Genomic DNA, 24,229 nt, shown 5'->3' on the forward strand with positions numbered 1-24,229 from the left:
CCTTTAGTTTCTTAAGCAAATCTGTTTACCCTTTGTGTAGTCAAAAGTCAAGCGTCTGGTCTGTTAACCGTGCACACATCACTACGGCCTCGTTAACGTGGGTTATAGAAATAGCAGTAAACCCGCATTTGTTAAGCCACAGGTCCATCTCTTTGACAGTATAGCTCCTGCCATGTTCAGAGTTAACAAGCATATTTACGGAAAACATAGCGCCATCAAGCGGGGATGCCATATTATCCTCAATGATAAACTCCTGAATAGCTATTTTGCCGTTTTTATTTAGCGCCTTCTTAACCTTTCTTATAAGCCCCATACATTCCTTAACCGAATAAGAGTGAAACACCTGGCTGATGAACACCAAATCGTAGCCGCCACCGAGTGGGTCAGTTGTGAAATCACCCTCTATGTATTTAATGTTTTTGCGCCGGGACTTATTTACGTATTCTTTAGCAATAGCAATTGTATCAGGTCTGTCAAACAGGGTGGTTTCAACTCCGCGTTTAGCCAATTCTATGGTGTAAGTGGCCGGGCCGCCTCCAATATCAATAGCAGTTTTAACACCGGATAAGTCAATACAATCAATCACGTCTTTCACTTTCAACACGGAGAGATTGTGCATAGCCCGTATAAAACTGTTGTGATTGTGGGCACTGCGGTTTGGTTTTCCGGTTTTTAGAATCTCATCGAGTCCGCTCCAGTTTTTCCATAGTGTATCGCTGTGGCTTATGATATCCCCCTGATAAAGAGGAGATGAGCTAACCAGATACAGTGCGGCAAGCGGCGTATTTACGTAGCGAAAATCAGCGTCCTTTTGCAAAAATTCAAGGGCAGTTAAAGCGTCAAGCAAAATGGTTGTTGCTCTAAGGTCTGTGTCAAGTTTAGCGGCTAAGGCTTTAGCCGATTTAGGTTTTTTAAGGTAATCGAAGACTCTCAGATTATTAGCAGTAAAGAGAACCCTGCTTTTACCATATCCTGACATGATATTTTTAAGATTACGAATATCTGACATGTCTTTATACCTCCTTCATCTCGATGACATGAAACAAAAGTGTTACTTTAGTTCAATACCTTTTATCCTTGCTACCTGTTGAACATCCTTATCGCCGCGCCCTGATAAATTAACAATAATGACGGCATCCTTTGACAGAGTGGGAGCAAGTTTAATGACCTCTGCAACAGCGTGGGCAGATTCAAGAGCCGGTATGATACCCTCCACTTCGGCTAAAGTTTCAAAAGCTGAAAGTGCCTCAGAGTCAATCGCATAAGAGTACTGCACGGCCTCAGTGTCGTGGAGATAAGCGTGTTCAGGGCCAACTGATGCGTAGTCAAGGCCTGCTGAGACAGAGTGTGTGCTGAGGACATTTCCATTTTCATCCTGTAACAGATAGCTTTTACAGCCCTGAAAAACCCCCACCGAGCCGCCTGAAAACCGCGCTGCATGTTTACCAGTTTCAATTCCCATTCCGCCTGCCTCAACTCCGATAAACTCCATATGTCTTTTTTTTCTATCCTTTAAAAAAGCGCTGAAAAGCCCCATCGCATTGCTCCCTCCGCCAACACAGGCTATCAGGTAATCAGGGAGGCGTCCCTCGGCTTCAATAATCTGCTGCTTTGCCTCATTACCGATTACTGACTGAAAATCACGCACCATTGCCGGAAAAGGATGCGGGCCAAAGACGGTTCCCAACACGTAGTGGGTCTCTCTGACGTTAGTGGTCCAGTCTCTCAGAGCCTCGTTGATGGCATCTTTAAGGGTTTTAGAGCCCAGTGAAACCTCTTTTACCTGAGCCCCAAGAAGCCGCATTCTAAAGACGTTTAGCGACTGCCGTTCCATGTCCTCTGAGCCCATGTAAATTTCACACTTAAGTCCAAACAGGGCTGCCCCGGTAGCTGTGGCAACACCGTGTTGTCCGGCTCCGGTTTCAGCAATCAGGCGTCTCTTCCCCATCCTTTTAGCAAGCAGTGCCTGTCCAACAGCATTATTTATCTTGTGGGCTCCGGTGTGAGCCAAATCCTCTCGTTTCAGATATATCTTAGCTCCGCCCAGATGCTTAGTGAGTCTCCTTGCATAGTAAAGAGGCGTAGGCCGCCCCACGTATGTGCTCTGAATTTCCTTTAATTCACTCTGAAATTCAATGTCATCCTTTGATTTATTATATGCTGCCTCAAGCTCGCTAAGAGCTGGTATCAGCGTTTCAGGAACATATCGTCCGCCATATATGCCAAAATATCCTTCTTTCATTGTGTTCGATTCCCAGTAACGGTTTTTTATTTGCAGCAAGTTATGATTAGTCCGCGTACCGCGCTATCATTTCAGAGTCTCATCGATTTTTTTAAAACCATCATCAATTGATTTTTTGAATTCATCCCTGCTTTTCCGTGAAGTTTCAAAAAACTCCCGTATTACTTTTTCACCCTCATTCTGCATAGCTTTCCCGGAGGATGTCATCTCTAAGAGCACCTTTTCACTTAACTCGTGTATTTCATATATATTATCTAAAGTAGCGTAAAAAGACGATTTTATAAACCCCAGAAATTGTATCAAATCAACGCTTACGTCTTTTCTCTCACTCATAAACCAAGCCTCCAACACTCTGATAATTATATATATACATTATGACCTCAATATATATGCTACATTTTAGATTGCATTTCTGTCAAGTTTGAGGAGTTTTATAAACGGGACAACGGAGCGGCCATAAAAACCATCTTAAGGGGACACTGACTATACTTATAAAAATACCAAAATTAAATATAGCTGCCAGCCCAGGCAGATTATGTATAACGTGCCGTTAAAAGATAACGGCTCTCTCTGAACTACATGAGTTTAAATACTGCTTACAATAGTCTCCAAAGCTGCAATTTCCTCCGCATTAGCAAAGAAGAACTCAACTCCCACCTCATACGACTTATCCGCTTCTTTGAAATACTTCAGCTTTCCATTAAAACTCTGTTCATTTACGGTCTCTTTGACGGAAAGTAAAATATTTACAGGACAATTGTCCTCGTAGAAAAAGTGCATAGATGCCTTGTCAATGAGACTGGAATCATAGAGCTCGCACTTGCAGCCCGAGTCGCTTATGTTTGTTATTGAAGCTTTAATTTTATTATTTTTCAGAATAATTTTACAAGGTAATTTACAGTTAGACCTGTCACCCCTGCGGCGCTCATACTCTTCAATCTTTTTAGGGCTGGTTATAATCAACAACAACGTCGGTTCTGTGATTATATTTGTAATTTGCGACTGAAAGAAAAAGAATTTATCATATATTGAAAAACTTATATGCACGCTGTCGCCATTGTTGAAATAATTATCAGTTCCTTTGCTTAACCTATCGTCATTAAGTTTTAGAATCAAAGCTGAGTTTATATCAACAAAAAAACCATCAAAGCGGATGGACGCATCTTTGATCTCCATAATAAAAGACAAACCGTTATGCTTAGGCTTTAGCTTAAATGAGCCGTCAATAACATCCTCAGATGTTGGCATAGTTTTAACCTCCAGCAATTTTTTAAATCACAGTCACTATATAATATACCACAATTCAAATAAAATCAAGTGTATCATAAATAATGTGAAGAATCTGGGAATAAACAGCCCCTTGAGAATTAACACATATGGATTCTATAATAGAGAATACTCACATATTACTGAAAAAACACATAAGGGGCAAGAGATGGAAAAATATGTTTGCATACACGGACACTTTTACCAGCCGCCGAGAGAAAACCCGTGGCTTGGTGAGGTGGAGTTTCAGGACTCAGCCTACCCGTACCACGACTGGAACGAACGTATTACTGCCGAGTGTTATGCCCCAAACACAGCTTCAAGGATGTTGGATAGCTTTGGGAAAATTACAGATATTGTAAATAATTACTCCAGAGTTAGCTTTAACTTCGGGCCAACCCTCCTGTCATGGCTACAGCGGCACCGCCCCGACGTCTATGAGGCCATTGTTGAAGCTGATAAATTAAGCATGAAGAGATTTTCCGGACACGGCTCAGCCCTCGCCCAGTGCTACAACCACATGATTATGCCACTGGCCAACGAAAGAGACAAAATCACTCAGGTCGTGTGGGCTATTGAGGATTTTAAGTACCGTTTCAATCGAATGCCGGAGGGTATGTGGCTCCCTGAGACGGCAGTTGATGTAGAAACTCTTGAAATCTTAGCGGCACACGGTATAAAGTTCACCATTTTAGCCCCGCGGCAGGCCTCGATGGTAAAAAAGATTGTGCAGGATGAAATTCAAAATGACGTGGAATTTCAGACTGATGACGGCTCTGAAACTACCCTTGACCCATGGACTGACGTTAGCCACGGCAAAATTGACCCATCAACCGTATATCTCTGTAACCTCCCATCTGGTAAAACAATACACCTGTTTTTTTATGACGGCCCAATATCCTCAGAGATAGCCTTTTCCGGACTTCTTAATAGCGGAGAGCGTTTCGTTGAAAAACTGATGGGCGCTATCAATGGTGAAAGGCAACACCCCCAGATTATTCACATAGCCACTGACGGTGAGACCTATGGCCATCACCACAGACAAGGTGAAATGGCTCTGACCTACTGCCTTCACCTCTTTGAACAGGGACAGTACCACGGACATGATCTTGTAAGACTCACCAACTATGGCCAGTTTATGGAATTGCACCAGCCTGTTTATGAGGTCAAAATATATGACAACTCCTCCTGGAGCTGTATTCACGGCGTGGGCAGGTGGAAAGAACACTGTGGCTGCAACTCCGGTATGCATCAGGAGTGGACACAGCACTGGAGAGCGCCTCTCAGGCAGGGCATGGATGTTGTCAGAGACAGCATTGCAGAAGTGTTTTACGATGAGGGTTCAAAGTATCTGAAAGACCCGTGGCACGCACGGGATGCCTATGTGCAGTGCCTATTGGCAAGCGACAGAGAAAGCCTCGGCAGCTTTATAAACCGCCATGCGCTCAGGGAGTTATCTTTGGAGGAGTGCCGCCTTGTGCTTAAACTTATGGAAATGCAAAAAAACGCTATGTACATGTTTACCAGTTGCGGGTGGTTTTTTGATGAAATCTCAGGGATAGAAACAGTGCAGTCTATGGCTTATGCAGCGCTTGCCATGCAGTATGCCGCCGAATTTATTGACGGCGGCTTAGATGGAGAGTTTATAAATAAACTCAAAGAGGCTGAGAGCAATGTCTATGGGGCAGGGGAGTATGCTTATGAGATGTTTGTCAAACCCCAGATGGTTGACCTGCGGCGGGCTGGCGCTCACTTTGCCATCTCCTCAATCTTTGAACACTATCCGCCAAATGTAAAAGTGTATAACTATCAGGTGGAGACTCTGTTTTATGACGAGAGACGTTCAGGACGCTTAAGGATTGCAGCAGGCACCCTGAAAATATTTTCGGAAAATACATGGGATGAGCAGATATTTCAGTTTTTCGTCTTCAGAGGAGAACACGGTGTAAACTGTGCACTTGCCGATTACACCTCTGAGGAGGAGTTTTCATCTGTTAGAAAAGATATTTTTGACGCATTTGAAAAAGGCCGTATTCCTTACTCTGTCAGGATTATGCACGAGCGCTTTGGCGACAGCCACTACTCACTGTGGCACTTGTTTAAGGACGAGCAGAGAAAGGTACTTGATGAGATACTTGTGCGCTCTTATGAAAAAATTGACAGCCTGTACAGACAGATTTATGAAAGCAATATTTCCCTTATGAATTTTCACAGGGGACTGGATATTCCACTTCCCGAGTCCCTCTCCATAGCGCTTGTCTATGTGCTTAAGAGAGACCTTGAAAGTGTTTTAGAGGAGAGATTTCTTGACGCTGAAAAACTCAAAGACGCCGTCTCCGAGGTAAAGCGGTGGGATGTCCATATAGACAAGGAAAGACTCAACCTCTATGCCACAAAACATGTTAACTACCTGATGGATGCGTTAAAGACTCAGTGGGACTACGCAGAGTTGTACGAAAAAATAGCAGGGGTGCTTGAGTCTTTAAGCTCGATAGGAATAGAGCCGGATTTATGGAGCGCTCAGAACACATACTTTATTATTGGGAAAGAACATATGGAAAGTTTAAGGGAGCGGGCGGCTTTTGGTGATAAAACTGCAGAGCTGTGGCTATCTAACTATAAAAACCTTGGGGTTCATCTTTCGGTTGTAATCTAATCTGTAATTGACGAAACCGCAGTTTTTTTGATACATTAACATTATGCAGACACTCGTACGAGATTTAGACTTAACGGAGATCATTAACGGGGAGGAAGTTGTGGGGCCAAGCCCATTTGGAAAACATCAAAACGTGGCAGCTAACTTATATGACATTGTGCGTCAGTATATCAAAAAACACAATTTAGGTAAATTGTATTTTTCTCCGCTTGATGTAATCTTTGAAGAGGAAATTGACAGGCTACAGCCTGACATCTTATTTATAAAAAAAGAGAATATGGCAATCTTTCAGGACTGGATACGAGGTGTGCCGGATATGGTCTGTGAAATAGTCTCCCCCGGCACGTACAAAAAAGATACCGCCGTAAAGAGAGCAATATATGAAAAATACAAGGTGCCTGAGTACTGGATAGTTTTACCCGAGTTTGACGCTATAGAGGTTCTAATCATTGAAAACGATAAGTATAAGACACACTCGTATGCAGAAATTGAAGGTGAGGTTACCTCTAATGTTATAGAAGGGCTTTGCGTCAACATCAAGGATGTATTTGAGTAACCTGTAGCAGAGAATTATTTCACGAATCCCATCCCTGCTTAGCACAAAACCCGATAGAGTTCAGTTTTTATTTTCTCAGGGTTTCAGTTAGCAGATCTCTCGCAGTGTGCGTGAGTTTTCAAATGTATTGAAGAAATCATCAAGTTATTGCTACAATCATTAACCTAACGAAAAGCAATTATGGACAAAACAAACACAACAACTAAAAGCGAGGCACTGCTTGCCGAGGCAAAAACCCTCAGAGGGCACAAGCAAGTTGTAGATGTCGAGGAAAAAACTGTCAAACTTGTAGTCTTTACCTTAGAGGATAAATTGTTCGCTTTTTATGGAGAGTTTATAAAGGAGATACTTCATCCTCTAAAAGTGTACTTTGTGCCTGGCTGTCCTGAGTTTATAGTTGGTGTGATAAACATCAGGGGGGATATTGAATCCGTGCTGGATATCAGAGGGTTTTTGGGTTACGCTCCAAAAAGTTATGGCATTGACATAACACTTCATAAAAGCAATCGAATAGTTATCGGGCAGACTGATGATTTCAAAAGCGGAATCGTGGCAGATAGTGTAGTTGACGTACTTGATGTCTCCGTTCATTCTGTAAATTGCTCACTGGCAGCCATCTCCGGTTCTCTCAGAGAATTTGCCATAGGAGAGTTCCTCTACGGTGATAAAAATGTAATCATTCTGGATTTTAAGAAGATACCGGATAAGCTCTGAAATGACAGCAGCCGGTTCACATGATGTATCAACGTCAAAATGGTGCGATTTTGTAACATTTACATCCGCCTCAGGCAGTACATTTGCCGCTCTTTCTGAAGACATATTTGAAATGATTTCTGTTAATGAGGCTGTTAAAGCTAACTATAAGGTTTTCTATTTAGATAAAATCATAGGTCTCACAGAAACACACGGTGGCTCAAAGGTGTGTTTTGCCGTAAAAGGAACACAAGAAAACACTTTGTTAGCCGTTGGGGATTTGTGTGATGTTGAAAGCATCAGGCTTGATTCCATAAGTCCGCTTCCTGCTGTCTTAGTAAAACACATGAAAAGGAAATCCATATGGGCAGCGGCCTTAAGAGAAGATAAGCTGCTGCTTCTTATAGATTTAAAAAAGCTTATTTCAGAAATTAAGGAGGATAGTAACTCAGATGACAATTAAAAAGAATTTATATCTTCTTGCTGCTTTAAATGTGGTTGTCTTTATAGTGATAACCCTGCTGTTTTTTATCCATAGCGCTGATACAAGAGATAGAATCTCAAAGCTAATAAACAATGACCAGGCACTGCTGCTGCTCATTAACGATATGTACGCTAACGGCCTGCAAACAGAACAGGCAACAAGAAACATAATCTTAAACAGCGCTGATGACAAGGCACGGAGCAACTACAAAAAAGCTATAGAGATTTTCGCTGAAGCCCATAAAGACGCAATGATCTTATCTGGTGGACAAATGAAAACAACACTTGTGGAAATCAAAGCTCTATGGGAGGATAACGAACGCCTCCGGCAGGAGTGTCTAACGCTGTCCGCTCAAAAGAATCTCTCCAGTGCCTCAGAGTGTATAGTGGTAAGAGAAACCCCAAAGTGGCGTGAGGTCAGGCAAAAACTCATTGACCTGATTGCCGTGCAAAAAAATAAGTTTTCAAAGGTAACTGACGATACTGAGGTTTTTATGTCCAGGACAAGAAAAAATCTCCTTACGATCATGTTTCTCTCCCTTACAATAACCTCAGGGTTTATATATTACGTTGGACGCGGAATAAACAGGCCGCTACAAAGCATAATGAAGACACTTAAAGGCTCAGAAAGCGACCTTACCGTAAAAATTCCAATAGAAGGCAGTAACGAAATATACGCACTGGCCACAATTATCAACACCAACATTGATAATCTCCACCAAATCATAAGCACACTCTCCACCACAGTAAGAAACGTCTCAACCTCGGCAAATGAAATCTATGAGGCAGTTGAAAAACAAGCCGCTATCACCACAGAGCAGACAGCCTCAATATCGGAGATAACCTCCACTATGGAGGAACTCTCGGCCTCAAGTACTCAGATAGCTGAGCACTCTCAGTCGGTAGCCGAAATAGCCGCGCACACACTTACTGATTCACAAGCAGGAGCGGACGTTACAGATAAAACCTCCAAAAACATGGCGGAAATCAGCACCGATAACAAACGTGGATTAAATGAGGTGCTTGAACTTGGTAAAAAATCAAAAGACATAACCAGAGTTATGGAAATAATAAACAATATAGCGGACAATACTAAACTGATAGCTTTTAACGCGGCACTTGAGGCCTCAGGAGCCGGAGAGGCCGGAAAACGTTTTGGAGTTGTGGCAGTTGAGATACGGCGGCTTGCCGATAGTGTTATGGATTCCACGGCAGATATTGAATCAAAGATAACAGAAATACAGGACTCTGTAAACCGCCTTGTGGTGGCCTCAGAAAAGAGTTCAAGGGCTATTGCCGAAGGCCTTGGCACATCCTCAGAAACTACAAGAACTCTTGCTGAGATTTTAGAAGGAGCACATGCCACAAGTGATGCGGCAAGGGAGATTTCCCTCTCCACGATGCAGCAGCGCACAGCAGTAGAGCAGGTCGTCATAGCGCTCAGGGAAATCGAAGATGGTGCGAAGCAGTCAGCTGGAGCAATTAACCATGTCCACGGTATAGCTAAGAATCTGTCCGCTTTGTCTGGTAATTTGCAGGATATTGTGAAAAAGTTTGTCCTAAAGGGTTAAGGCTTGCCAAAAGACAGTAAACTAAGAGTGCTTGTCGTTGATGACAGCTCCTCTGTCAGAACCCGCATCAGGAAAATTCTAAGCGGGGACATTGAGATAGAGGTAATAGGTGAGGCCGCAGACGGCAGGAAGGCGACTGAACTTTCTAAAGCCTTAACTCCAGACATTATAATAATGGATGTGGTGATGCCTGTCCTGGACGGTTTGCATACTATAACTCAAATAATGGCTGAAGATCCTGTCCCAATCCTGGTTCTGACGTCACAGTCCTCGGCTGACACGGCTTTTCGCTGTATCTCAGCAGGTGCTCTTGAGGTACTGACCAAGGCAGACGTAGCCGCAGAGCCTGAAACTCTCATAAAAAAAATAAAACTCCTTTCAAAAGTTAAGGTCATAAGCCATATAAGGGGAAAGTTTGGCATAGTGGCGGAAAGCCGTGTGCAGCCGGATATTATAAAAACAACCGCACTTAAAAAGATAATAGCCATAGCCTCGTCAACCGGAGGCCCTAAGGCTCTGTCACTAATATTGCCCGGATTACCGGATGATTTCCCATGCCCTGTGGTTATAGCCCAACACATGTCAGACGGCTTTATAACCGGCCTTGTATCATGGCTTGATGCCATTGTCCAAATAGATATAAAAATAGCAGAAGATCAGGAACCTCTCAAACCGGCTGTTGTTTACTTTTCTCCATCTGAGTACAATATGGAAATTGGCGAGGAAAGGGTTGTTAATTTAACCAAACGGCTGCCTCATGAGATTTATCATCCCTCTTGTGACAAGCTCCTTGTCTCAACAGCCAACGCTTATGGAAATGGTGCCATGGGTATAATACTTTCAGGAATGGGAGATGACGGCGTCAAGGGAATCAAAGCAATAAAAGAAAAAGGAGGCACCACATTAGCTCAGGACAAGGACAGCTCGGTAGTTTTTGGCATGAATGCTGAGGCTCTAAAGTCAGGCTCTGTGGATAAAGTCCTCTCTGTTACAGAAATATGTAAAGAAATAATAAGATTTGCAAACTAAAAATTTATACTATTTCATTGCTAACGATACAGGTTGCTGAACGTATTATGAAACATTCAGAGAACAAAATCTTAGATATTGTCAGGTGCAAATGCCTGAATCGGAGCTTGTTGCATCAATATTTCTATAGCAAACATAAGACATGTATGCTATAATGTCTGGGTTGTGACAAAGAGGTATGTGCTTTTAACAGTGCTTGTTGTCGTGGCAGCGGGATTATGGCAATTGGCTGCAATGGCTATGGAAAGCAGCAATGTGACTTTGCGCTTTAGCGAACAGACAGGCAGCTTTCGATTTGTCTTTGAGCTGCCTGATGAGACATGGCTCAACCAGGCTAAAGTTGCGGCCTCTTACAGTGTAATAAAGATATCGCTTAGTGACTCTTTTACAATTGGAGCTCCCAAACTTCCTGATGGCATCAAGTTTTCTACCAGAGACAACAGCATATATTTAAATATTAAAAATCTTGATAATATTAAAGTAATACGGTTGAATAACCCTTACAGATTAGTAGTTGATGCTTATGTGACAGACTACAAGAAACCAGAGCAGAGTGCACCCCCTGAGGGCAAAGAACTCAAACAACTGACTATCGTTATAGATGCCGGCCACGGCGGCAATGATATAGGCTTACCGGTTGCTAACACAAAGGAGAGCGTTCTTACGCTGTCTTTGGCTAATGAACTCTCAAAAATGATAAACGCCAGATCGGCTAAATCAGTTTTAATCAGAAAAGACGACTCCTCAATGACACTGGCGCAGCGTATAACGGAGGCATCAAAGAGGCGCATAAGTATGTTCCTGTCACTACACGTGTCTGAGGGCAGGTATTTTACAGTTTACAGAACTACATTGCCAGCAGGCTCACAAACAATAGCCTCAAGGTACAAGGTGGATACGCTTCAGGCTGCATACTTAGAGAGAAGTTTGGCTCTTACACAAGCACTTGAGACATCGCTTAAAGACACTTTCAGTGATGTCGATGTTTACCACAGAGAGATGCCGCTGCCGCTCCTCAGTGCCATAGCAGCCCCAGCAGTCCTTATAGAGATCCCTAATAGCAGCGATTTTCTATACAACGCAGCTACTTTAAAATCCATCTCAGAAGCTATTTATAAAGCTTTGGTGTCTTATGCGAAAAAGTAGCACGGTTTTTTTGCTGCTGATACCAATATTTGTAATGGCAGGAATTGGTATCGGATACTTTCTAATGTCCAAGGGAGACGATCTCCCCTTATCGCAAAGTGTCGTTGCTCTTAAGGAGGCAGGACAGGGCAAGGTAATAGGCGAGGAATCCACCGTAACAGTGGTGTATCGTAAAGGCATGGAATTAAAGACCACCACAATTAAAACAAAAAAATACTTTGAACCTCTGAAACTGGCAGGGGCTGCAGTGTCTGAGCTTCTAAGTGGTGAGCATATTACCGATAGAGAGGGTATCCCTGAGGGAGCGAAACTTCTGGGGCTTTACTATGGTGTTGACAGAATGGTGTATGTTGATATATCGTCTGAGTTAAAAAGGAATTTTAGTGGAGACGCTGCCGGAGAGTTTCTTTTGCTAAAGAGTCTCTATGACACCATAACAAGCAACGTTGAAGCTGATGATGTTTTTTTACTCATAAACGGCAAAGAAGAGGAAACCCTCGGCGGCCATTGCTATATAAAGTATCCATTGAAAAAAATGTTGACACAAGAGGTAAAATTTAATGAAACATAAGAATGCGGCTGATAAACCTATCGGGATATTTGACTCTGGCGTAGGCGGCCTTACGGTGTTAAAAGCTATACATGCTCTGCTTCCTAACGAAAGTACTATATACTTAGGTGACACAGCACGCGTACCCTATGGGATACGTTCTCCCGAAACTGTGACCAAATATTCCCTGGAAAACAGCTCTTTTTTGATAGAAAAAGGAATAAAACTTCTGATAATAGCCTGTAACACGGCCTCAGCTATCAGTCTTGACGTTATAAAGCAGACCTTTGACATACCTGCTCTTGGCGTCATTGACTCAGGAGCCAGGGCAGCAGTCAATGCCACAAGAAACGGCCGCATAGGAGTAATCGGAACTGAAACCACAATTAAAAGCGGAGCTTACAGGCGAGCAATCCAGAACCTTGACGAATCTGCTGTTGTGTTTGAACGGCCGTGTCCGCTGTTTGTTCCGCTTGTTGAGGAGGGATGGCTTGACACAGACGTTACATATCTTGTTGCAACCAGGTATCTTGCCGGCTTAAAACAATCAATGATAGACACACTGGTACTTGGGTGTACGCACTACCCGCTTTTAAAAAATGTTATAACAGCTGTGATGGAAGACGAGGTCACGCTAATAGATTCAGCAATAGAGAAGTCGTTAAATATCAGGCAGCTTTTGTCTGATTCAGATATTCTCAAACAAGATTCACATGGTACCTTCAGGAAATATTATGTAACTGACAGCCCAGAGAGATTCCAGAAAATAGGGAAGCGATTTCTTGAGGACCCAATAGAGGACATAACAAAAATCGAGGTGACATCCCTTGAAACGGCAGTGGCCGTCTAATCCTTTTTTAAAGACAGGAACAACTACAGTATGAGAGCAGATGGCAGAGCAGATGATGAGTTAAGAGCCGTAAAGATTGAAACAGGAGTTATGAAGCACGCCGAGGGTTCGGTTTTAATTACCGCTGGCAGCACTAAAGTAATCTGTACGGTAACGATAGAGGACTCGGTCCCAACATTTTTAAAAGACAAAGGCAAAGGGTGGATAACAGCTGAGTACGGGATGCTGCCCAGATCCACTAATCAACGAATGCAAAGGGAGGCACGCGGTGGGAAACAAAGTGGCCGCACTCAGGAGATTCAACGACTAATAGGGCGGGCTCTTCGTTCCGTAGTTGATTTGAAATCCCTTGGAGAGAGAACAATTCTGATAGATTGCGACGTAATTCAGGCAGACGGAGGCACTCGCACTGCCTCTATAACTGGCGCCTATGTTGCCCTTGTTGAGGCACTGAAATTTGCTAAGGAAAACGGCATAATTTTCAAAAATGTGATAAAAGACTCCCTTGCAGCAGTAAGCGTTGGGGTTATCGAGGGAACCCCTGTGTTGGACTTATGCTATGACGAGGACAGTGTTGCCGATGTTGACATGAATGTTGTTATGACAGGTTCCGGCAAATTTGTTGAAATCCAGGGAACAGCCGAGGGCCCTCCATTTAGCAGGGAAACGATGGACATCATGATTTCCTTAGCCGCTAAGGGGATAGGAGAGTTGATAGAGATGCAGAAAAAGGCGCTAAGCGCATGAAAATTTATCTTGCCACTAACAACAAAGGGAAGATACGAGAGATAAACTCACTGTTTAAAGACACAGGCATTGAGTTTATAGGCGGCGTTGACTTATCCTCTGTGGTAGAGGACGGCAATGGTTACCGTGAAAATGCTTTAATAAAAGCTCTGTTTGTGTATAAACTCTCTGGCACGTATGTGGTTTCAGAGGATTCGGGGCTTGAGGTTGATGCCCTTCAGGGAGCACCAGGCGTTCATTCAGCAAGGTATGCGGATTTGTTAAAAGCCAACAATGCAACCGATAACGATAACATCGCTAAACTTCTCAGTGCTCTTAAAGACGTGCCGAAAGACAAAAGAACTGCTAAATATGTCTCAGCTTTTTGTTTTATAGATGGCGGAGCAGAGTCGTTTTTTATGGGCGAGGTGCACGGTAAAATCATTGACTCTCCACGAGGTAATCGGGGGTTTGGCTACGACCCAGTGTTTGTGCCTGATGGTTACGATAAAACTTTTGCCGAACTTGGCGGTGAGGTTAAAAACAAAATAAGCCACAGAGCAGTGGCATCAGCCAAACTGAGAGATTTTCTTGTTGATAAATTTGTCAGAAGTAATGGGTAATACCTAATTCCCCTTATAATCACACAAAGTTAGGCGAATGAATGCGGCTTGAGACCGTTGCAAAATTCACAAAAATGTCTTTATAGTTAACTCAGCTAATAAAAGACTGGATTCCTGCCTTCGCAGGAATGACAGGATAAGAACCACCCCTTTGTCATCCCGCACTTGTTGCGGGATCCAGTCCTTTTCTCTACATCCGTAAAAGTAATTAAGCCATCTATCGGAGTTAAATCAATAAACAATTATATTATTTTTGCAACGGTCTCGGCTTGGTATCAGATGGTTTTGTAACCCGGACACCCCTCAAACCCTTTGCAACCTTTCTCTCTCAGGCGGCACTCTTTATTGATACAGTGGGCCTTTACCTCACGCATTGATTTTCTGCGGCTGTGAATCTGTGGCTCGTCTTTTTTTGTACTGCGCTTATAAACTATAGACATGCTCATCCTCAAGCAGCTCTGTAAATTCATGGGCGCTGACGGGTTTGCTAAAGAGATAACCCTGTACCTCGTCACAGTCAAAGGTACGCAGTAACTCCAGTTGTTGAGTGTTTTCAACTCCCTCAGCAATGACCTTAATATTAAGACTGTGTGCCATCGAGATGATTGTTGATGTTATAACCGCATCTGCAGCATCATATGGGCAGTTTCTGATAAAACTCTGATCTATTTTCAGAGTTTGAAGTGGAAAACGTTTCAAATAAACCAAAGACGAATATCCTGTGCCAAAATCATCGACAGAAATGCTTACGCCCAGTTCTCTGATCTGATTCATGATTTTTATGCTTTCCTCAACGTTTTGCATAAGGCCGCTTTCCGTAATCTCAAGCTCCAGATACTCAGGGGAGATGCCGGTCTCATCCAAAACATCAGTAATCGTCTTTAGCAGCTCATGCAGTTTAAAGTGCTGTGCCGAGAGGTTTACTGAAACAACAATGGGCTTATACCCTGCCTCAAGCCACTTACGGCTCTGCCGGCAGGCTGCAGCTATTACCCACTTGCCAATAGGAATTATCAAATGCGTCTCCTCAGCTATGGGAATAAATTTAGCAGGAGATATCAGACCGGTCTCAGGATGCTGCCATCTTATAAGAGCCTCACAACCGGCTATTTTGCCTGAACTCATATCTATTTGCGGTTGATAGTGGAGCACAAACTGCTCTGAATCCAAAGCATTGACAAGTGCTTTTTCAAGAGTCACACGCTCAGTTATGGCCTTATCCATAGACGAATCATAGAACCTGTAATCGTTCTTCCCGTGCTCCTTTGCCTGATACATGGCCACATCCGCACACTTATTTAACGCCTCAAGTGTTTCTCCATCATTAGGGAATATGCTTATACCTATACTGACCCCTACCTTACACGTATGCTCACCAAGCACATAAGGTTCATTTATGGATTTTATGACTTTTTGAGCTATAGGCACTAAATCTGTTGGCTGAAGAATCTTTGAAACCAGTATTTGGAACTCATCGCCGCCCATACGGGCCACCGTGTCAGATTTCCTGACACAGTCTTCAAGCCTACAGGATACCTCTTTAAGTAAAAGATCCCCCACGTTGTGGCCAAGCGTATCGTTTACAAGCTTAAACCTGTCAAGGTCCAAAAACATCACCGCAAATGAGTAGTTGTTTCTTGTGGCTTGAAGGATAGACTGCTTCACCCTGTCTTCAAACAAGGTGCGGTTAGGAAGCCCTGTAAGTACGTCGTGGTGAGCAAGCTGTCTCAGGTGTTCCTCCATTCTCTTCCTTTCTGTGTCATCCAGCTTAACAGCAATGAAGTGAGTTATCTCCCCACGCGGGTTTTTAATTGGAGAGATAGACAGATATTCCCAGTAGAGTGTCCCATCCTTCTTTTTGTTACACACATCACACCTGAATTCGTTGCCGGATTGTATGGTATCCCACAAGTTTTTATAAAATTCCTGATCATGTTTCCCGGATTTAAGAATGCGGGGATTTTTGCCTTTTACCTCGGCAAGGGTGTAACCGGTACACTCGGTAAACTTCTGATTTACAAACTCAATGTTACCGTTTATATCTGTAATAACAATCGAACTTATGCTTTGCTCAACAGCCGTGGAGAGTTTCCTTAAATCCTCTTCAAAGCGCTTTCTCTGAGTGATGTCATTTGCCACACAAACTATGTCGTTTCTGTCTGAGACCCGCATAAAAGAAAAACTGCATTGAACTGGAAACTTAGTGCCACTTATCGTAATGAAAGTGCCCTCTACATTGCCTAAACCGCCTTTACCCATCGCTCCCATGTCTAATGCCTCTTTCAGCTTATCCTCCACCATTGGTTTTTCTGCAGGGATAAATATATCGGTAACTGGCCTGCCAACAAGCTCATCACGTCCAATTCCCAGCACGCTTTCGGCAGCATTATTTATAGTCTTAATTATACCCAATGAGTCAACCACAAACAGCATATCTACCATGGCGTTAACCACACCATCTATGAAGTCTTTTGTTACTGTGGTCTCATTCAGGCTATGAGACATGGTATTAAATGCAACGGCAAGGTCCTTTATCTCATCGTTTGTTTTTGGCAGGGCAACCTTCTGGCGAAAATCACCTTTTCCTATTTTAGTAACAGACTGTGAAAGCTCACTTAGCGGCCTTACGAGTTCATAGACTTTATACCCGCCAAAAAGAAATATCAAAATATCAAGCGCTGTCATCATAAGCAGTACATTCATAAGATATCTGTGTTTTCTGTTGGAAATATCTTCAAAGCCGTGAGTTATTTTGTTACTTATGGCAAGCAGAGTGTCATTGTTAACAAATTCTGTTCTAAGGGTATCGTTAATAATACCCCCGCCTTTTATGGCATCAATGTCCTTTTTAAATGCGTTCCATATTTTTATGTTTTCCTCAAACAGTGCCGTCATCTCTTTTGGTGCAGGGGAGATAACTACCTCGCCATTTGGTCTATGTGCACCACCATGGAAATCACCCGTGCCTTTGTAAAGCATATCAAGAGCTGAATCATAGTTGTTTACTGCCTTATCGAGAAGTTTTATATCACTGCGCTTACCGTAAGCCACAGACAGTATGTACTTGCTGATTGTCTGAGAGAGCATTCGCTGCTGGCCGGCTATGTTGATTATTGCAGCATCGTATTTTTGAATTGACTGGTAAGAATAAATAGCAAGGAGCTCAGCTACCGCTATTAACGTCATAAGAAGAAGGAGAGCGCTTATTTTATTGCCAAGCGATAATCTCAAAGTCTGCCACCTCCTAAAATTAAACCGAATCCCAGCCATCAGCGGCTTTCGTACACTGTTCCTTCTTTACATATAATTCTGATTTGATGAATTATAGCACACGCAAATTAATAAGGAAAAGCAACTGCGTTTGCCCCCTATGTATATCTGTGTGAGAAAAATGCTATAGTTTTAATATTATGGGCATGAGGATGGCAGATGAGGGCTACTTAATAATCTTATATATATGCTGCTTTTTGCAAATAACTTATCAGACAGGACAAACATCTTGACATTACAGGCAAAAGAAAACAGAGTAATTTTAGATATTTGTTTCAACAAGCGGATTGACTTATACCATATTGTTACAATTGCAGTTTTCCCAATTATTTTATTAACACTAAACAATAAATGGATTTTTACAAATGCGTTTTTTATATATGTTGATCCATGGATTTATTTAGGTTATTTCCTGGATTTCTCAGGACACCTTAATGCCTTTAAAAGCTATTTTTATACAAATTACTTCGGCACTCGTTTCCCATGGATTGTTCCAGGCATATTGGCATACAAAGTATTTCCACCTCTTACAGCCAACTATGTTTTACATCTTGGTTTCTTATATACTGCCCTTTTTTCAGCATATTTTATTATTAAAAATGTTCTCGATAAAAACTCTGCCTTATTCACTACTATTTTACTCGGTTGCTACTCATACTTTCTCTTTTCGTTAGGATGGGATTATGTTGACGGCGCTGAAATTACTTATCTCTTACTTATCATACTGTGTCTGGTTAACTTAAAGAAAACAAATGAAAAACTTCTTTTAGGTTTTTTCACAGGTTTCTTTTATGCACTTTTATTATATACAAATTTGTATATGATAATTTATACCCCAACATTTTTAATATTTTTCTTTTATGGGAATAAAGCCCTGAAAACCAATTTTGATTTCGTTAAATTGGCCACCTGGATTTCTATCAGTTTCCTCCTTGTAACAATTTCTTTTTGTATCTTAAACTACGCTGTTTCCGGACAGATACTTTTTTTTCTTCCACAAATTAAAGTGGCATTGGATTTATCGCTAGGATATCACAGGTGGAAGCAACCATTTGCTGTGTGGCTTTTCAATGCGGGCCATCTGGTAATACCGGTAATAGCCTTTTTTATAAACTTGATACTTCTGTTTTATTCTTTTTTTAGAAAAACAAATGAAAAAAATATTACTTTATTACGTTTATTATATGTTTTAAGTTTTATTATGGCCGTTATTTTTGAATTACTTAAAAAGCCAGTCCTTCAACAGATGTTTTATGCTTCTAATCTAATACCATTTTTGTTTTTATCCATAGCTACATGGTTTTATCCTTTTTTGGAAAAACTTAACAGCAAACAAATGCTCCTTGTGGTAGTGTGCTCGATTGCTACCTTGCTCATTCCTTTTGGTTTATATTCAGATGAAGGATTTATCTATGTCATGATAAGGTATAGGAGGTTTATCTTATTATTTATTTTTATTGCCGGTAGTTTTTTTATTTACATTACTTCAAAAACTAACAGGTATGTTGCCTATGTGCTTTTCTTTTGTTTATCTTTCAGCGTTATAAACTATTTATCCTCTTTCAGGGAGGTTTTTCAAAACACTAATAACCCGGAAAGAGAGAGTGCTCATATTGCTGTTGTAAAAACAATTGAATACTTAAAAGAAATCAACCCTGACTGTGAAGCATTGTTTTGGTATAACTCTGAAACTGACCCAATGGGGCGAATGTTTCGTGCTGTCAATTCAGCATATATGTGGAGATACCGCCGGATTGGGACTGAATTTCCTAAAATAGAAAAAAATATACATCCTGACAATTCAACTAAAATCGTCTTTCTTACCTCTAATAACGAGGATTACGAAAATGCAGTTAATAGCCTTAAAAACGTAAATTATAAAGCAAAACTTGTATCATTAAAAACAATAAAACAAGATAACATAAATTTCAGTATATATTTTCTCGCATATGGCCAAAATTAAACAATGCACGTACCGAGAGCTTGGCAGTAACGTGCACCTAAGGACTTAAATATCTATAAAGGTTTTATTCTGTTTTCTTTTTTGGCCTTTTGCCAGCCTGAAGGATACTTTTTCGCAGTCTTATCGATTGAGGTGTAATCTCCACAAGCTCGTCCTCTTTGATAAACTCAAGAGCATTGTCAAGGTTCATAATCTTTGGCGGAACCAGTAACAGTGCTTCATCTGAGCCGCTTGCCCGCATATTTGTAAGTTTCTTCTCTTTCGTTATATTAACATCTATGTCGTTTTCTCTGGAGTTTTCACCAATAACCATTCCCTCATAGACCTGAGTGTTTTCTGTGACAAAGAGGGTCCCTCTGGGTTGCAAATGAAACAGTGCATAGCCGGTAGTGCGTCCGGCTCTGTCGGCAACAAGAGCACCTGTTTGACGCTTACTTATGGGCCCCTGCCATGGCTCATACCCATCAAATATATGGTTTAAAAGACCTGTGCCACGAGTGTCAGTCAGAAACTGAGAACGGAAACCTATTAGCCCCCTTGATGGTATTTTGTACTCAAGCCGAACACGCCCAAATCCCTTATTGTGCATTTTAAGCATCCGGCCCTTACGAATTCCAATTTGCTTTGTGATAACGCCGACAAAGTCCTCAGGAATGTCTATCACCAGCACCTCCATTGGTTCGTAAACTGTGCCGTCTGTTTCTTTTGTAATTGTGGTAGGCATCGCAACCGAAAGCTCATAGCCCTCACGGCGCATCATCTCGATAAGAATAGCCAGTTGCAGCTCCCCTCTGCCCATAACCTCAAATGTTTCCATAGCAGAAAAATTAACTCGTATGGATACATTATAAAGAAGCTCTTTTTCCAGCCGCTCCCTGAGATTTCTGCTTGTTACAAATCTGCCCTCTTTACCGGCAAACGGAGACGTGTTTATTGAAAACAACATGGAAATTGTCGGCTCATCTACTTTTATTCGAGCTAACGGTTTTGGGTTATCAACACTTGTTACGGTATCCCCTATGGTGATTCCCTCAATTCCTGCCAGTGCTATAATGTCGCCACAGCACGATTCGTTAGTATCAACCCTTTTTAATCCGTCAAAGGTATAGAGTGAGACCACTTTGGTTTTCATCGTCTCATCCTGGGCTTTAACTACGGATATGGTGTCGCCCACTCTGACTGTGCCGGAAAAAATCCTGCCAATAGCCAATCTGCCTACGTAGTCATTGTAGTCTATGTTAGTTACAAGAATCTGCAGCGTTTCGTCTCTTTTGTCCTCTGGCGGAGCAATACGGGTTACTATGGCATCAAAGAGAGCCTTAAGGTCAGTTGAATCACCATTGATATCGGTCTTTGCCACTCCTTTTTTGGCATTTGTATAGATAATCGGGAATTCAAGTTGATCTTCTTTGGCGTCAAGGTCAATAAACAGATCGTATATTTCGTTGAGAACCTCTGAGATTCTGGCATCTTGTCTGTCTATCTTGTTAATTACAACAATCTGAGGAAGGTTAAGTTCGAGGGCTTTTTTTAGCACGAATCGTGTCTGAGGAAGGGGGCCCTCTGAGGCATCCACAAGAAGCAGAACCCCATCCACCATTTTGAGGGTTCTTTCCACCTCGCCACCGAAATCGGCGTGCCCTGGCGTGTCAACTATGTTAATCTTAATTCCGTTATAATAGACAGCCGTGTTTTTTGCCATTATAGTGATACCGCGCTCTCGTTCAAGGTCAATATTATCCATAACACGGTCTTGAACCCTCTCGGTCTGCCGGAAAGTCCCTGACTGCCTGAACATTGCATCCACCAGTGTGGTCTTGCCATGATCTACATGGGCTATTATTGCTATGTTTCTTAAATCATCTCTTTTTTTCATAACATTAATAATAACATAGTTTGTATGATAATGTAAAAGGATTTTTTTATTCACGCATAATTAAAATAAACGTATATGCGTAAGGCGTATTAATGGGTATCTTCTGATTCTAACAAGGCAATTTTCTCGTCAATTTTAACCTGGGTTTTGCCTAACACAATTCCATCCCTTTTTACCACAATATTGTAATGAGAAGCTTTATCAGCAGTTAACTCGTTTATATGAAAGGAATCACCGGGGAGCATTTTCTTAACAATTTCTCCATTACGTTGTGGCAAGGCTTTTTCGAAACTATAAGTTACTCCGTCGTTTTTATTAACATTAGTTTTGGCATCAACAATTTCAACCGTATCTTTTGAATTAAATGTAATTACATCTCCGCTTGTATAGCAGCGCTTAACACCGCTATTTTGCTTTAATACGATGTAGTCCATTTTGGGCTCATCAATATCAACATAAACAGCACCTATTAAGGATTTCCCTATACTTATCTCAACGGAGTATGACTTTCCGGCCTTATCGAGGGAATAATCTTTCCATAGGTCCTTTGCTGTGTTAATGGTGTATCCTCTGTCCTCTCCTGTGTTATGCACCTTATCACCGACAAAACCAAGGAAATTAACTGTAAGCGCTGAGGGACTGATTCCATCAGCAACCACATCAAGCAGCATGAGCTTATCACCACGGATCAACTTCAGGTGTTCTTTGTCATTTAATACGTGTTTCAAGCCATTGAGTTCTACAACAAGATACTTGAACTTTGCATCCTTAACACTAAGCGGTTTATGAGACACTGCAGCTTTAATGGCAGCAGGCTGGTTTTCAGCTAAATCAAAACTCACCCCGCCAAACCGCACTCCATCCTTCTTTATATTTGCTTTCACCGAGGACTGGACGATAAAGTCCCTTTTAAACATATTAGCCACCCCTATACCGCTGATATCGGCACTCAATCCCCTTCTGTAATTTGCCGATATGTCGGTTATAGTTACATTGTCGCCCTTGCTTACCCGCAGGGAGTTGTTATTGTGAACTATGTGTTCATCACCGTTTACGGAAACCACGATGTAGTTAAGCCGTGGGGCATCAAGCACAATGCGCGGATTATCCGGCAGTATTCCAAATTTCTCTAAAAAAGCATTTATAACCGTCGCCTGGTAACGAACCTTTTTCTCAAGGTCGTGTATCTCTTTTGAGACTTCTATTCCAAAAGCCGGAATACCGTGCGTTGAGAGGGCATAGAAGGTTGCCGATTTTCGCTGTTCAGGATGTCTGGTGGTTTTCTCAAAAGTATGGTGGTTATTAAATCTGAAGTAGTGAGACTCATCCTTTATTGTTGCATTTACTTCAGTTGCAACCTCAGAGGCAATTCTCCCCAGATACAACACCCTTCCGTCATCTGTTTTATACATGTCAGCATCGGCTATTATGGACTGCCCAAAGCGGTCTGGGTTTATAAGATTGCTGACCCTCGTCTCTGAATAGAAACCGGATCCCTCGTGGAGGTTTAACAGATAGTCGCTCTTGCCTATAAGCTCTCTCAGGATTTCCACTATTTTGTCCTCATAGTCCTCACGGTCTTTTACTTTGAATCTCCTGTTCATGTCGTTATTTATTTCTCTTTTATGTTTGATAATCGAAAGGAAATTAGCTCTGGGAACAACAATCATGTTGCCTTTTTTCAGGGTAATATCCGCAAAAAGATCTGCAGTTGTATAACCTCCCGGTTCATCCCCCTGAATGCCACCTATAATCATAAGAGTTTTACCCTTTTCTGTGCCAGAGATATGGTAAACATGCAGCTCATAATCAGTGTTTTCAAAATACACCGTATGTTCAGTCTTACCAAAACAAGGACTTTGCAACACTGCAACCAGAAATGCCAGAGATAAAACGAAATATTTAACAACCTTCATCTATATTCCCTCCTGTTTCTAAGTGCCTATGGTTGTATTTTAGCATTATTTGATTAAAATTACTTTTTTTAATAATTTCGTCATTTGCTGGCTCCAAGAACTTTCCCTGTAATATTCTCCCTTAAAAGGATGTTTCCGTCTAAGGCATAAACCACAACGGTAAGCGATTGTATGCCAGAGCCACTGTAGTTGATTTTCCATGAGATTGGTTTTCTGTACCTTATATCAAAAGTATCGCCTTCTTTAAAATCAGCCGGAATGCCATTTTTTATTTCCTCAGACTCCGGGAGACTATGATACTTATCAGACAGTTTCCACACTAAAAAAACATATCCTGAGAGTTTTGTAGTGGAAACCTGTGCCTTTACCAAATCAAGAGAAATCACAAGGGCATCACCCCGGTTAGATCGTTTTGCCAGAATATTTTCTATCCCAATTAACCCTGTATTGATGTTTTGCACCTCAGAGGAAACACTCTGGACGGGTTTTTCAGTAGCAACCTCAGGTTTTTTAACACGCACATCTAAAACAGGCTTTTTAGCTTCTGCTTCTTTAACAGCTGCTTTTATATTCCTGTTTTCCCTGTCGGTTGCGTCTAACTCAGTAAGAATACTTATATTTTCTTTTTTAAGTTTGTAGACAAAGTAAATAGCAAACACCGACAAAGCAAAAAAACACAGAGTAAACACCACAAGGAACTTAAACAACCACGAACGAAGCTTCAGGGTCAGGGCCTTGCCGCTTTTATCTTTAAAATATATTAAAGTTATAGTTTGCCGGATTTTCATTCAAATAACAAACACTCATTGAAAT

Annotated in this window: 21 protein-coding genes; 12 read left to right on the forward strand and 9 right to left on the reverse strand. The window is 41.8% G+C overall.

What is annotated here, in order from left to right; all coding sequences use genetic code 11:
• Window positions 1-40 precede the first annotated feature (40 nt).
• The 4 genes from HQK88_13390 to HQK88_13405 form a co-directional block, all read right to left on the reverse strand.
• Window positions 41-1,009 (reverse strand): methyltransferase domain-containing protein, encoded by a 969-nt coding sequence (locus HQK88_13390; GenBank protein MBF0617796.1) that lies wholly within the window; start codon window positions 1,007-1,009, stop codon window positions 41-43.
• Between the two features lie 42 nt (window positions 1,010-1,051).
• The gene (gene trpB, locus HQK88_13395; protein MBF0617797.1) at window positions 1,052-2,242 is read right to left on the reverse strand and encodes a tryptophan synthase subunit beta; all 1,191 of its coding nucleotides are present in this window, start codon (window positions 2,240-2,242) and stop codon (window positions 1,052-1,054) included.
• A 66-nt stretch (window positions 2,243-2,308) separates the two neighbouring features.
• Window positions 2,309-2,575: a hypothetical protein gene (locus tag HQK88_13400; protein MBF0617798.1), complete on the reverse strand. Its 267-nt coding sequence runs from the start codon at window positions 2,573-2,575 to the stop codon at window positions 2,309-2,311.
• A gap of 252 nt (window positions 2,576-2,827) precedes the next feature.
• Window positions 2,828-3,490: a PilZ domain-containing protein gene (locus tag HQK88_13405; protein MBF0617799.1), complete on the reverse strand. Its 663-nt coding sequence runs from the start codon at window positions 3,488-3,490 to the stop codon at window positions 2,828-2,830.
• Between the two features lie 187 nt (window positions 3,491-3,677).
• On the opposite strand from HQK88_13405, the gene HQK88_13410 reads away from it, so the two are divergent.
• The 11 genes from HQK88_13410 to rdgB all read left to right on the forward strand — a co-directional run bounded on the left by HQK88_13410 (window position 3,678) and on the right by rdgB (window position 14,391).
• Window positions 3,678-6,164, forward strand: coding sequence for a DUF3536 domain-containing protein (locus HQK88_13410; protein ID MBF0617800.1), 2,487 nt, complete (start codon window positions 3,678-3,680; stop codon window positions 6,162-6,164).
• Between the two features lie 100 nt (window positions 6,165-6,264).
• Entirely contained in the window at window positions 6,265-6,720 is a 456-nt protein-coding gene (locus HQK88_13415) for a Uma2 family endonuclease (GenBank protein ID MBF0617801.1), read from the forward strand.
• A gap of 180 nt (window positions 6,721-6,900) precedes the next feature.
• Window positions 6,901-7,434: a chemotaxis protein CheW gene (locus HQK88_13420; protein ID MBF0617802.1), complete on the forward strand. Its 534-nt coding sequence runs from the start codon at window positions 6,901-6,903 to the stop codon at window positions 7,432-7,434.
• A 1-nt stretch (window position 7,435) separates the two neighbouring features.
• Window positions 7,436-7,876 carry a hypothetical protein gene (locus tag HQK88_13425; GenBank protein ID MBF0617803.1) on the forward strand — a complete coding sequence of 147 codons (441 nt, stop codon included), beginning with the start codon at window positions 7,436-7,438 and terminating at the stop codon, window positions 7,874-7,876.
• Window positions 7,866-9,467, forward strand: coding sequence for a HAMP domain-containing protein (locus HQK88_13430; GenBank protein ID MBF0617804.1), 1,602 nt, complete (start codon window positions 7,866-7,868; stop codon window positions 9,465-9,467). Before HQK88_13425 ends, HQK88_13430 begins: the two co-directional genes overlap by 11 nt.
• A gap of 3 nt (window positions 9,468-9,470) precedes the next feature.
• Entirely contained in the window at window positions 9,471-10,496 is a 1,026-nt protein-coding gene (gene cheB, locus HQK88_13435; protein ID MBF0617805.1) for a chemotaxis-specific protein-glutamate methyltransferase CheB, read from the forward strand.
• Between the two features lie 165 nt (window positions 10,497-10,661).
• Window positions 10,662-11,642 (forward strand): N-acetylmuramoyl-L-alanine amidase, encoded by a 981-nt coding sequence (locus HQK88_13440; GenBank protein ID MBF0617806.1) that lies wholly within the window; start codon window positions 10,662-10,664, stop codon window positions 11,640-11,642.
• A gap of 10 nt (window positions 11,643-11,652) precedes the next feature.
• Window positions 11,653-12,213 carry a GerMN domain-containing protein gene (locus tag HQK88_13445; GenBank protein MBF0617807.1) on the forward strand — a complete coding sequence of 187 codons (561 nt, stop codon included), beginning with the start codon at window positions 11,653-11,655 and terminating at the stop codon, window positions 12,211-12,213.
• Window positions 12,203-13,042, forward strand: coding sequence for a glutamate racemase (locus tag HQK88_13450; GenBank protein MBF0617808.1), 840 nt, complete (start codon window positions 12,203-12,205; stop codon window positions 13,040-13,042). Before HQK88_13445 ends, HQK88_13450 begins: the two co-directional genes overlap by 11 nt.
• Window positions 13,043-13,072: 30 nt before the next feature.
• Entirely contained in the window at window positions 13,073-13,789 is a 717-nt protein-coding gene (rph, locus tag HQK88_13455) for a ribonuclease PH (protein MBF0617809.1), read from the forward strand.
• The gene (gene rdgB, locus HQK88_13460; GenBank protein ID MBF0617810.1) at window positions 13,786-14,391 is read left to right on the forward strand and encodes an RdgB/HAM1 family non-canonical purine NTP pyrophosphatase; all 606 of its coding nucleotides are present in this window, start codon (window positions 13,786-13,788) and stop codon (window positions 14,389-14,391) included. The genes rph and rdgB overlap by 4 nt, the downstream gene beginning before the upstream one ends.
• A gap of 275 nt (window positions 14,392-14,666) precedes the next feature.
• Here rdgB and HQK88_13465 read toward each other — a convergent pair whose 3' ends face one another.
• Together HQK88_13465 and HQK88_13470 are read right to left on the reverse strand one after the other, a co-directional pair.
• Window positions 14,667-14,831 carry a hypothetical protein gene (locus HQK88_13465; protein MBF0617811.1) on the reverse strand — a complete coding sequence of 55 codons (165 nt, stop codon included), beginning with the start codon at window positions 14,829-14,831 and terminating at the stop codon, window positions 14,667-14,669.
• The gene (locus HQK88_13470; protein ID MBF0617812.1) at window positions 14,815-17,622 is read right to left on the reverse strand and encodes an EAL domain-containing protein; all 2,808 of its coding nucleotides are present in this window, start codon (window positions 17,620-17,622) and stop codon (window positions 14,815-14,817) included. Before HQK88_13470 ends, HQK88_13465 begins: the two co-directional genes overlap by 17 nt.
• A 268-nt stretch (window positions 17,623-17,890) precedes the next feature.
• Here HQK88_13470 and HQK88_13475 point away from each other — a divergent pair, with 268 nt between their 5' ends.
• Window positions 17,891-19,624: a hypothetical protein gene (locus HQK88_13475; protein MBF0617813.1), complete on the forward strand. Its 1,734-nt coding sequence runs from the start codon at window positions 17,891-17,893 to the stop codon at window positions 19,622-19,624.
• A gap of 64 nt (window positions 19,625-19,688) precedes the next feature.
• On the opposite strand, the gene typA is transcribed toward HQK88_13475, so the two are convergent.
• The 3 genes from typA to HQK88_13490 all read right to left on the reverse strand — a co-directional run bounded on the left by typA (window position 19,689) and on the right by HQK88_13490 (window position 24,204).
• Window positions 19,689-21,500 carry a translational GTPase TypA gene (typA, locus tag HQK88_13480; protein MBF0617814.1) on the reverse strand — a complete coding sequence of 604 codons (1,812 nt, stop codon included), beginning with the start codon at window positions 21,498-21,500 and terminating at the stop codon, window positions 19,689-19,691.
• An 89-nt stretch (window positions 21,501-21,589) separates the two neighbouring features.
• Complete coding sequence (locus HQK88_13485; GenBank protein ID MBF0617815.1) at window positions 21,590-23,416, reverse strand: succinylglutamate desuccinylase/aspartoacylase family protein; 1,827 nt, start codon at window positions 23,414-23,416, stop codon at window positions 21,590-21,592.
• 80 nt (window positions 23,417-23,496) lie between these two features.
• A complete protein-coding gene (locus HQK88_13490) occupies window positions 23,497-24,204 on the reverse strand; it encodes a hypothetical protein (GenBank protein ID MBF0617816.1) in 708 nt (235 codons plus the stop codon).
• Window positions 24,205-24,229: the final 25 nt, after the last annotated feature.

It is taken from the genome of Nitrospirota bacterium (assembly GCA_015233895.1).
Lineage (GTDB): Bacteria > Nitrospirota > Thermodesulfovibrionia > Thermodesulfovibrionales > Magnetobacteriaceae > Magnetomonas.

What these genes read in the sequence shown, in the direction of transcription:
- HQK88_13405 (MBF0617799.1), bottom strand. Translation starts at nt 3,490, where the DNA reads ATGCCAACATCTGAGGATGTTATTGACGGCTCATTTAAGCTAAAGCCT.
- HQK88_13465 (MBF0617811.1), bottom strand. Translation starts at nt 14,831, where the DNA reads ATGTCTATAGTTTATAAGCGCAGTACAAAAAAAGACGAGCCACAGATT.
- HQK88_13490 (MBF0617816.1), bottom strand. Translation starts at nt 24,204, where the DNA reads ATGAAAATCCGGCAAACTATAACTTTAATATATTTTAAAGATAAAAGC.
- HQK88_13485 (MBF0617815.1), bottom strand. Translation starts at nt 23,416, where the DNA reads ATGAAGGTTGTTAAATATTTCGTTTTATCTCTGGCATTTCTGGTTGCA.
- HQK88_13420 (MBF0617802.1), top strand. Translation starts at nt 6,901, where the DNA reads ATGGACAAAACAAACACAACAACTAAAAGCGAGGCACTGCTTGCCGAG.
- typA (MBF0617814.1), bottom strand. Translation starts at nt 21,500, where the DNA reads ATGAAAAAAAGAGATGATTTAAGAAACATAGCAATAATAGCCCATGTA.
- HQK88_13390 (MBF0617796.1), bottom strand. Translation starts at nt 1,009, where the DNA reads ATGTCAGATATTCGTAATCTTAAAAATATCATGTCAGGATATGGTAAA.
- HQK88_13425 (MBF0617803.1), top strand. Translation starts at nt 7,436, where the DNA reads ATGACAGCAGCCGGTTCACATGATGTATCAACGTCAAAATGGTGCGAT.
- HQK88_13450 (MBF0617808.1), top strand. Translation starts at nt 12,203, where the DNA reads ATGAAACATAAGAATGCGGCTGATAAACCTATCGGGATATTTGACTCT.
- HQK88_13400 (MBF0617798.1), bottom strand. Translation starts at nt 2,575, where the DNA reads ATGAGTGAGAGAAAAGACGTAAGCGTTGATTTGATACAATTTCTGGGG.
- rph (MBF0617809.1), top strand. Translation starts at nt 13,073, where the DNA reads ATGAGAGCAGATGGCAGAGCAGATGATGAGTTAAGAGCCGTAAAGATT.
- rdgB (MBF0617810.1), top strand. Translation starts at nt 13,786, where the DNA reads ATGAAAATTTATCTTGCCACTAACAACAAAGGGAAGATACGAGAGATA.
- HQK88_13410 (MBF0617800.1), top strand. Translation starts at nt 3,678, where the DNA reads ATGGAAAAATATGTTTGCATACACGGACACTTTTACCAGCCGCCGAGA.
- HQK88_13430 (MBF0617804.1), top strand. Translation starts at nt 7,866, where the DNA reads ATGACAATTAAAAAGAATTTATATCTTCTTGCTGCTTTAAATGTGGTT.
- trpB (MBF0617797.1), bottom strand. Translation starts at nt 2,242, where the DNA reads ATGAAAGAAGGATATTTTGGCATATATGGCGGACGATATGTTCCTGAA.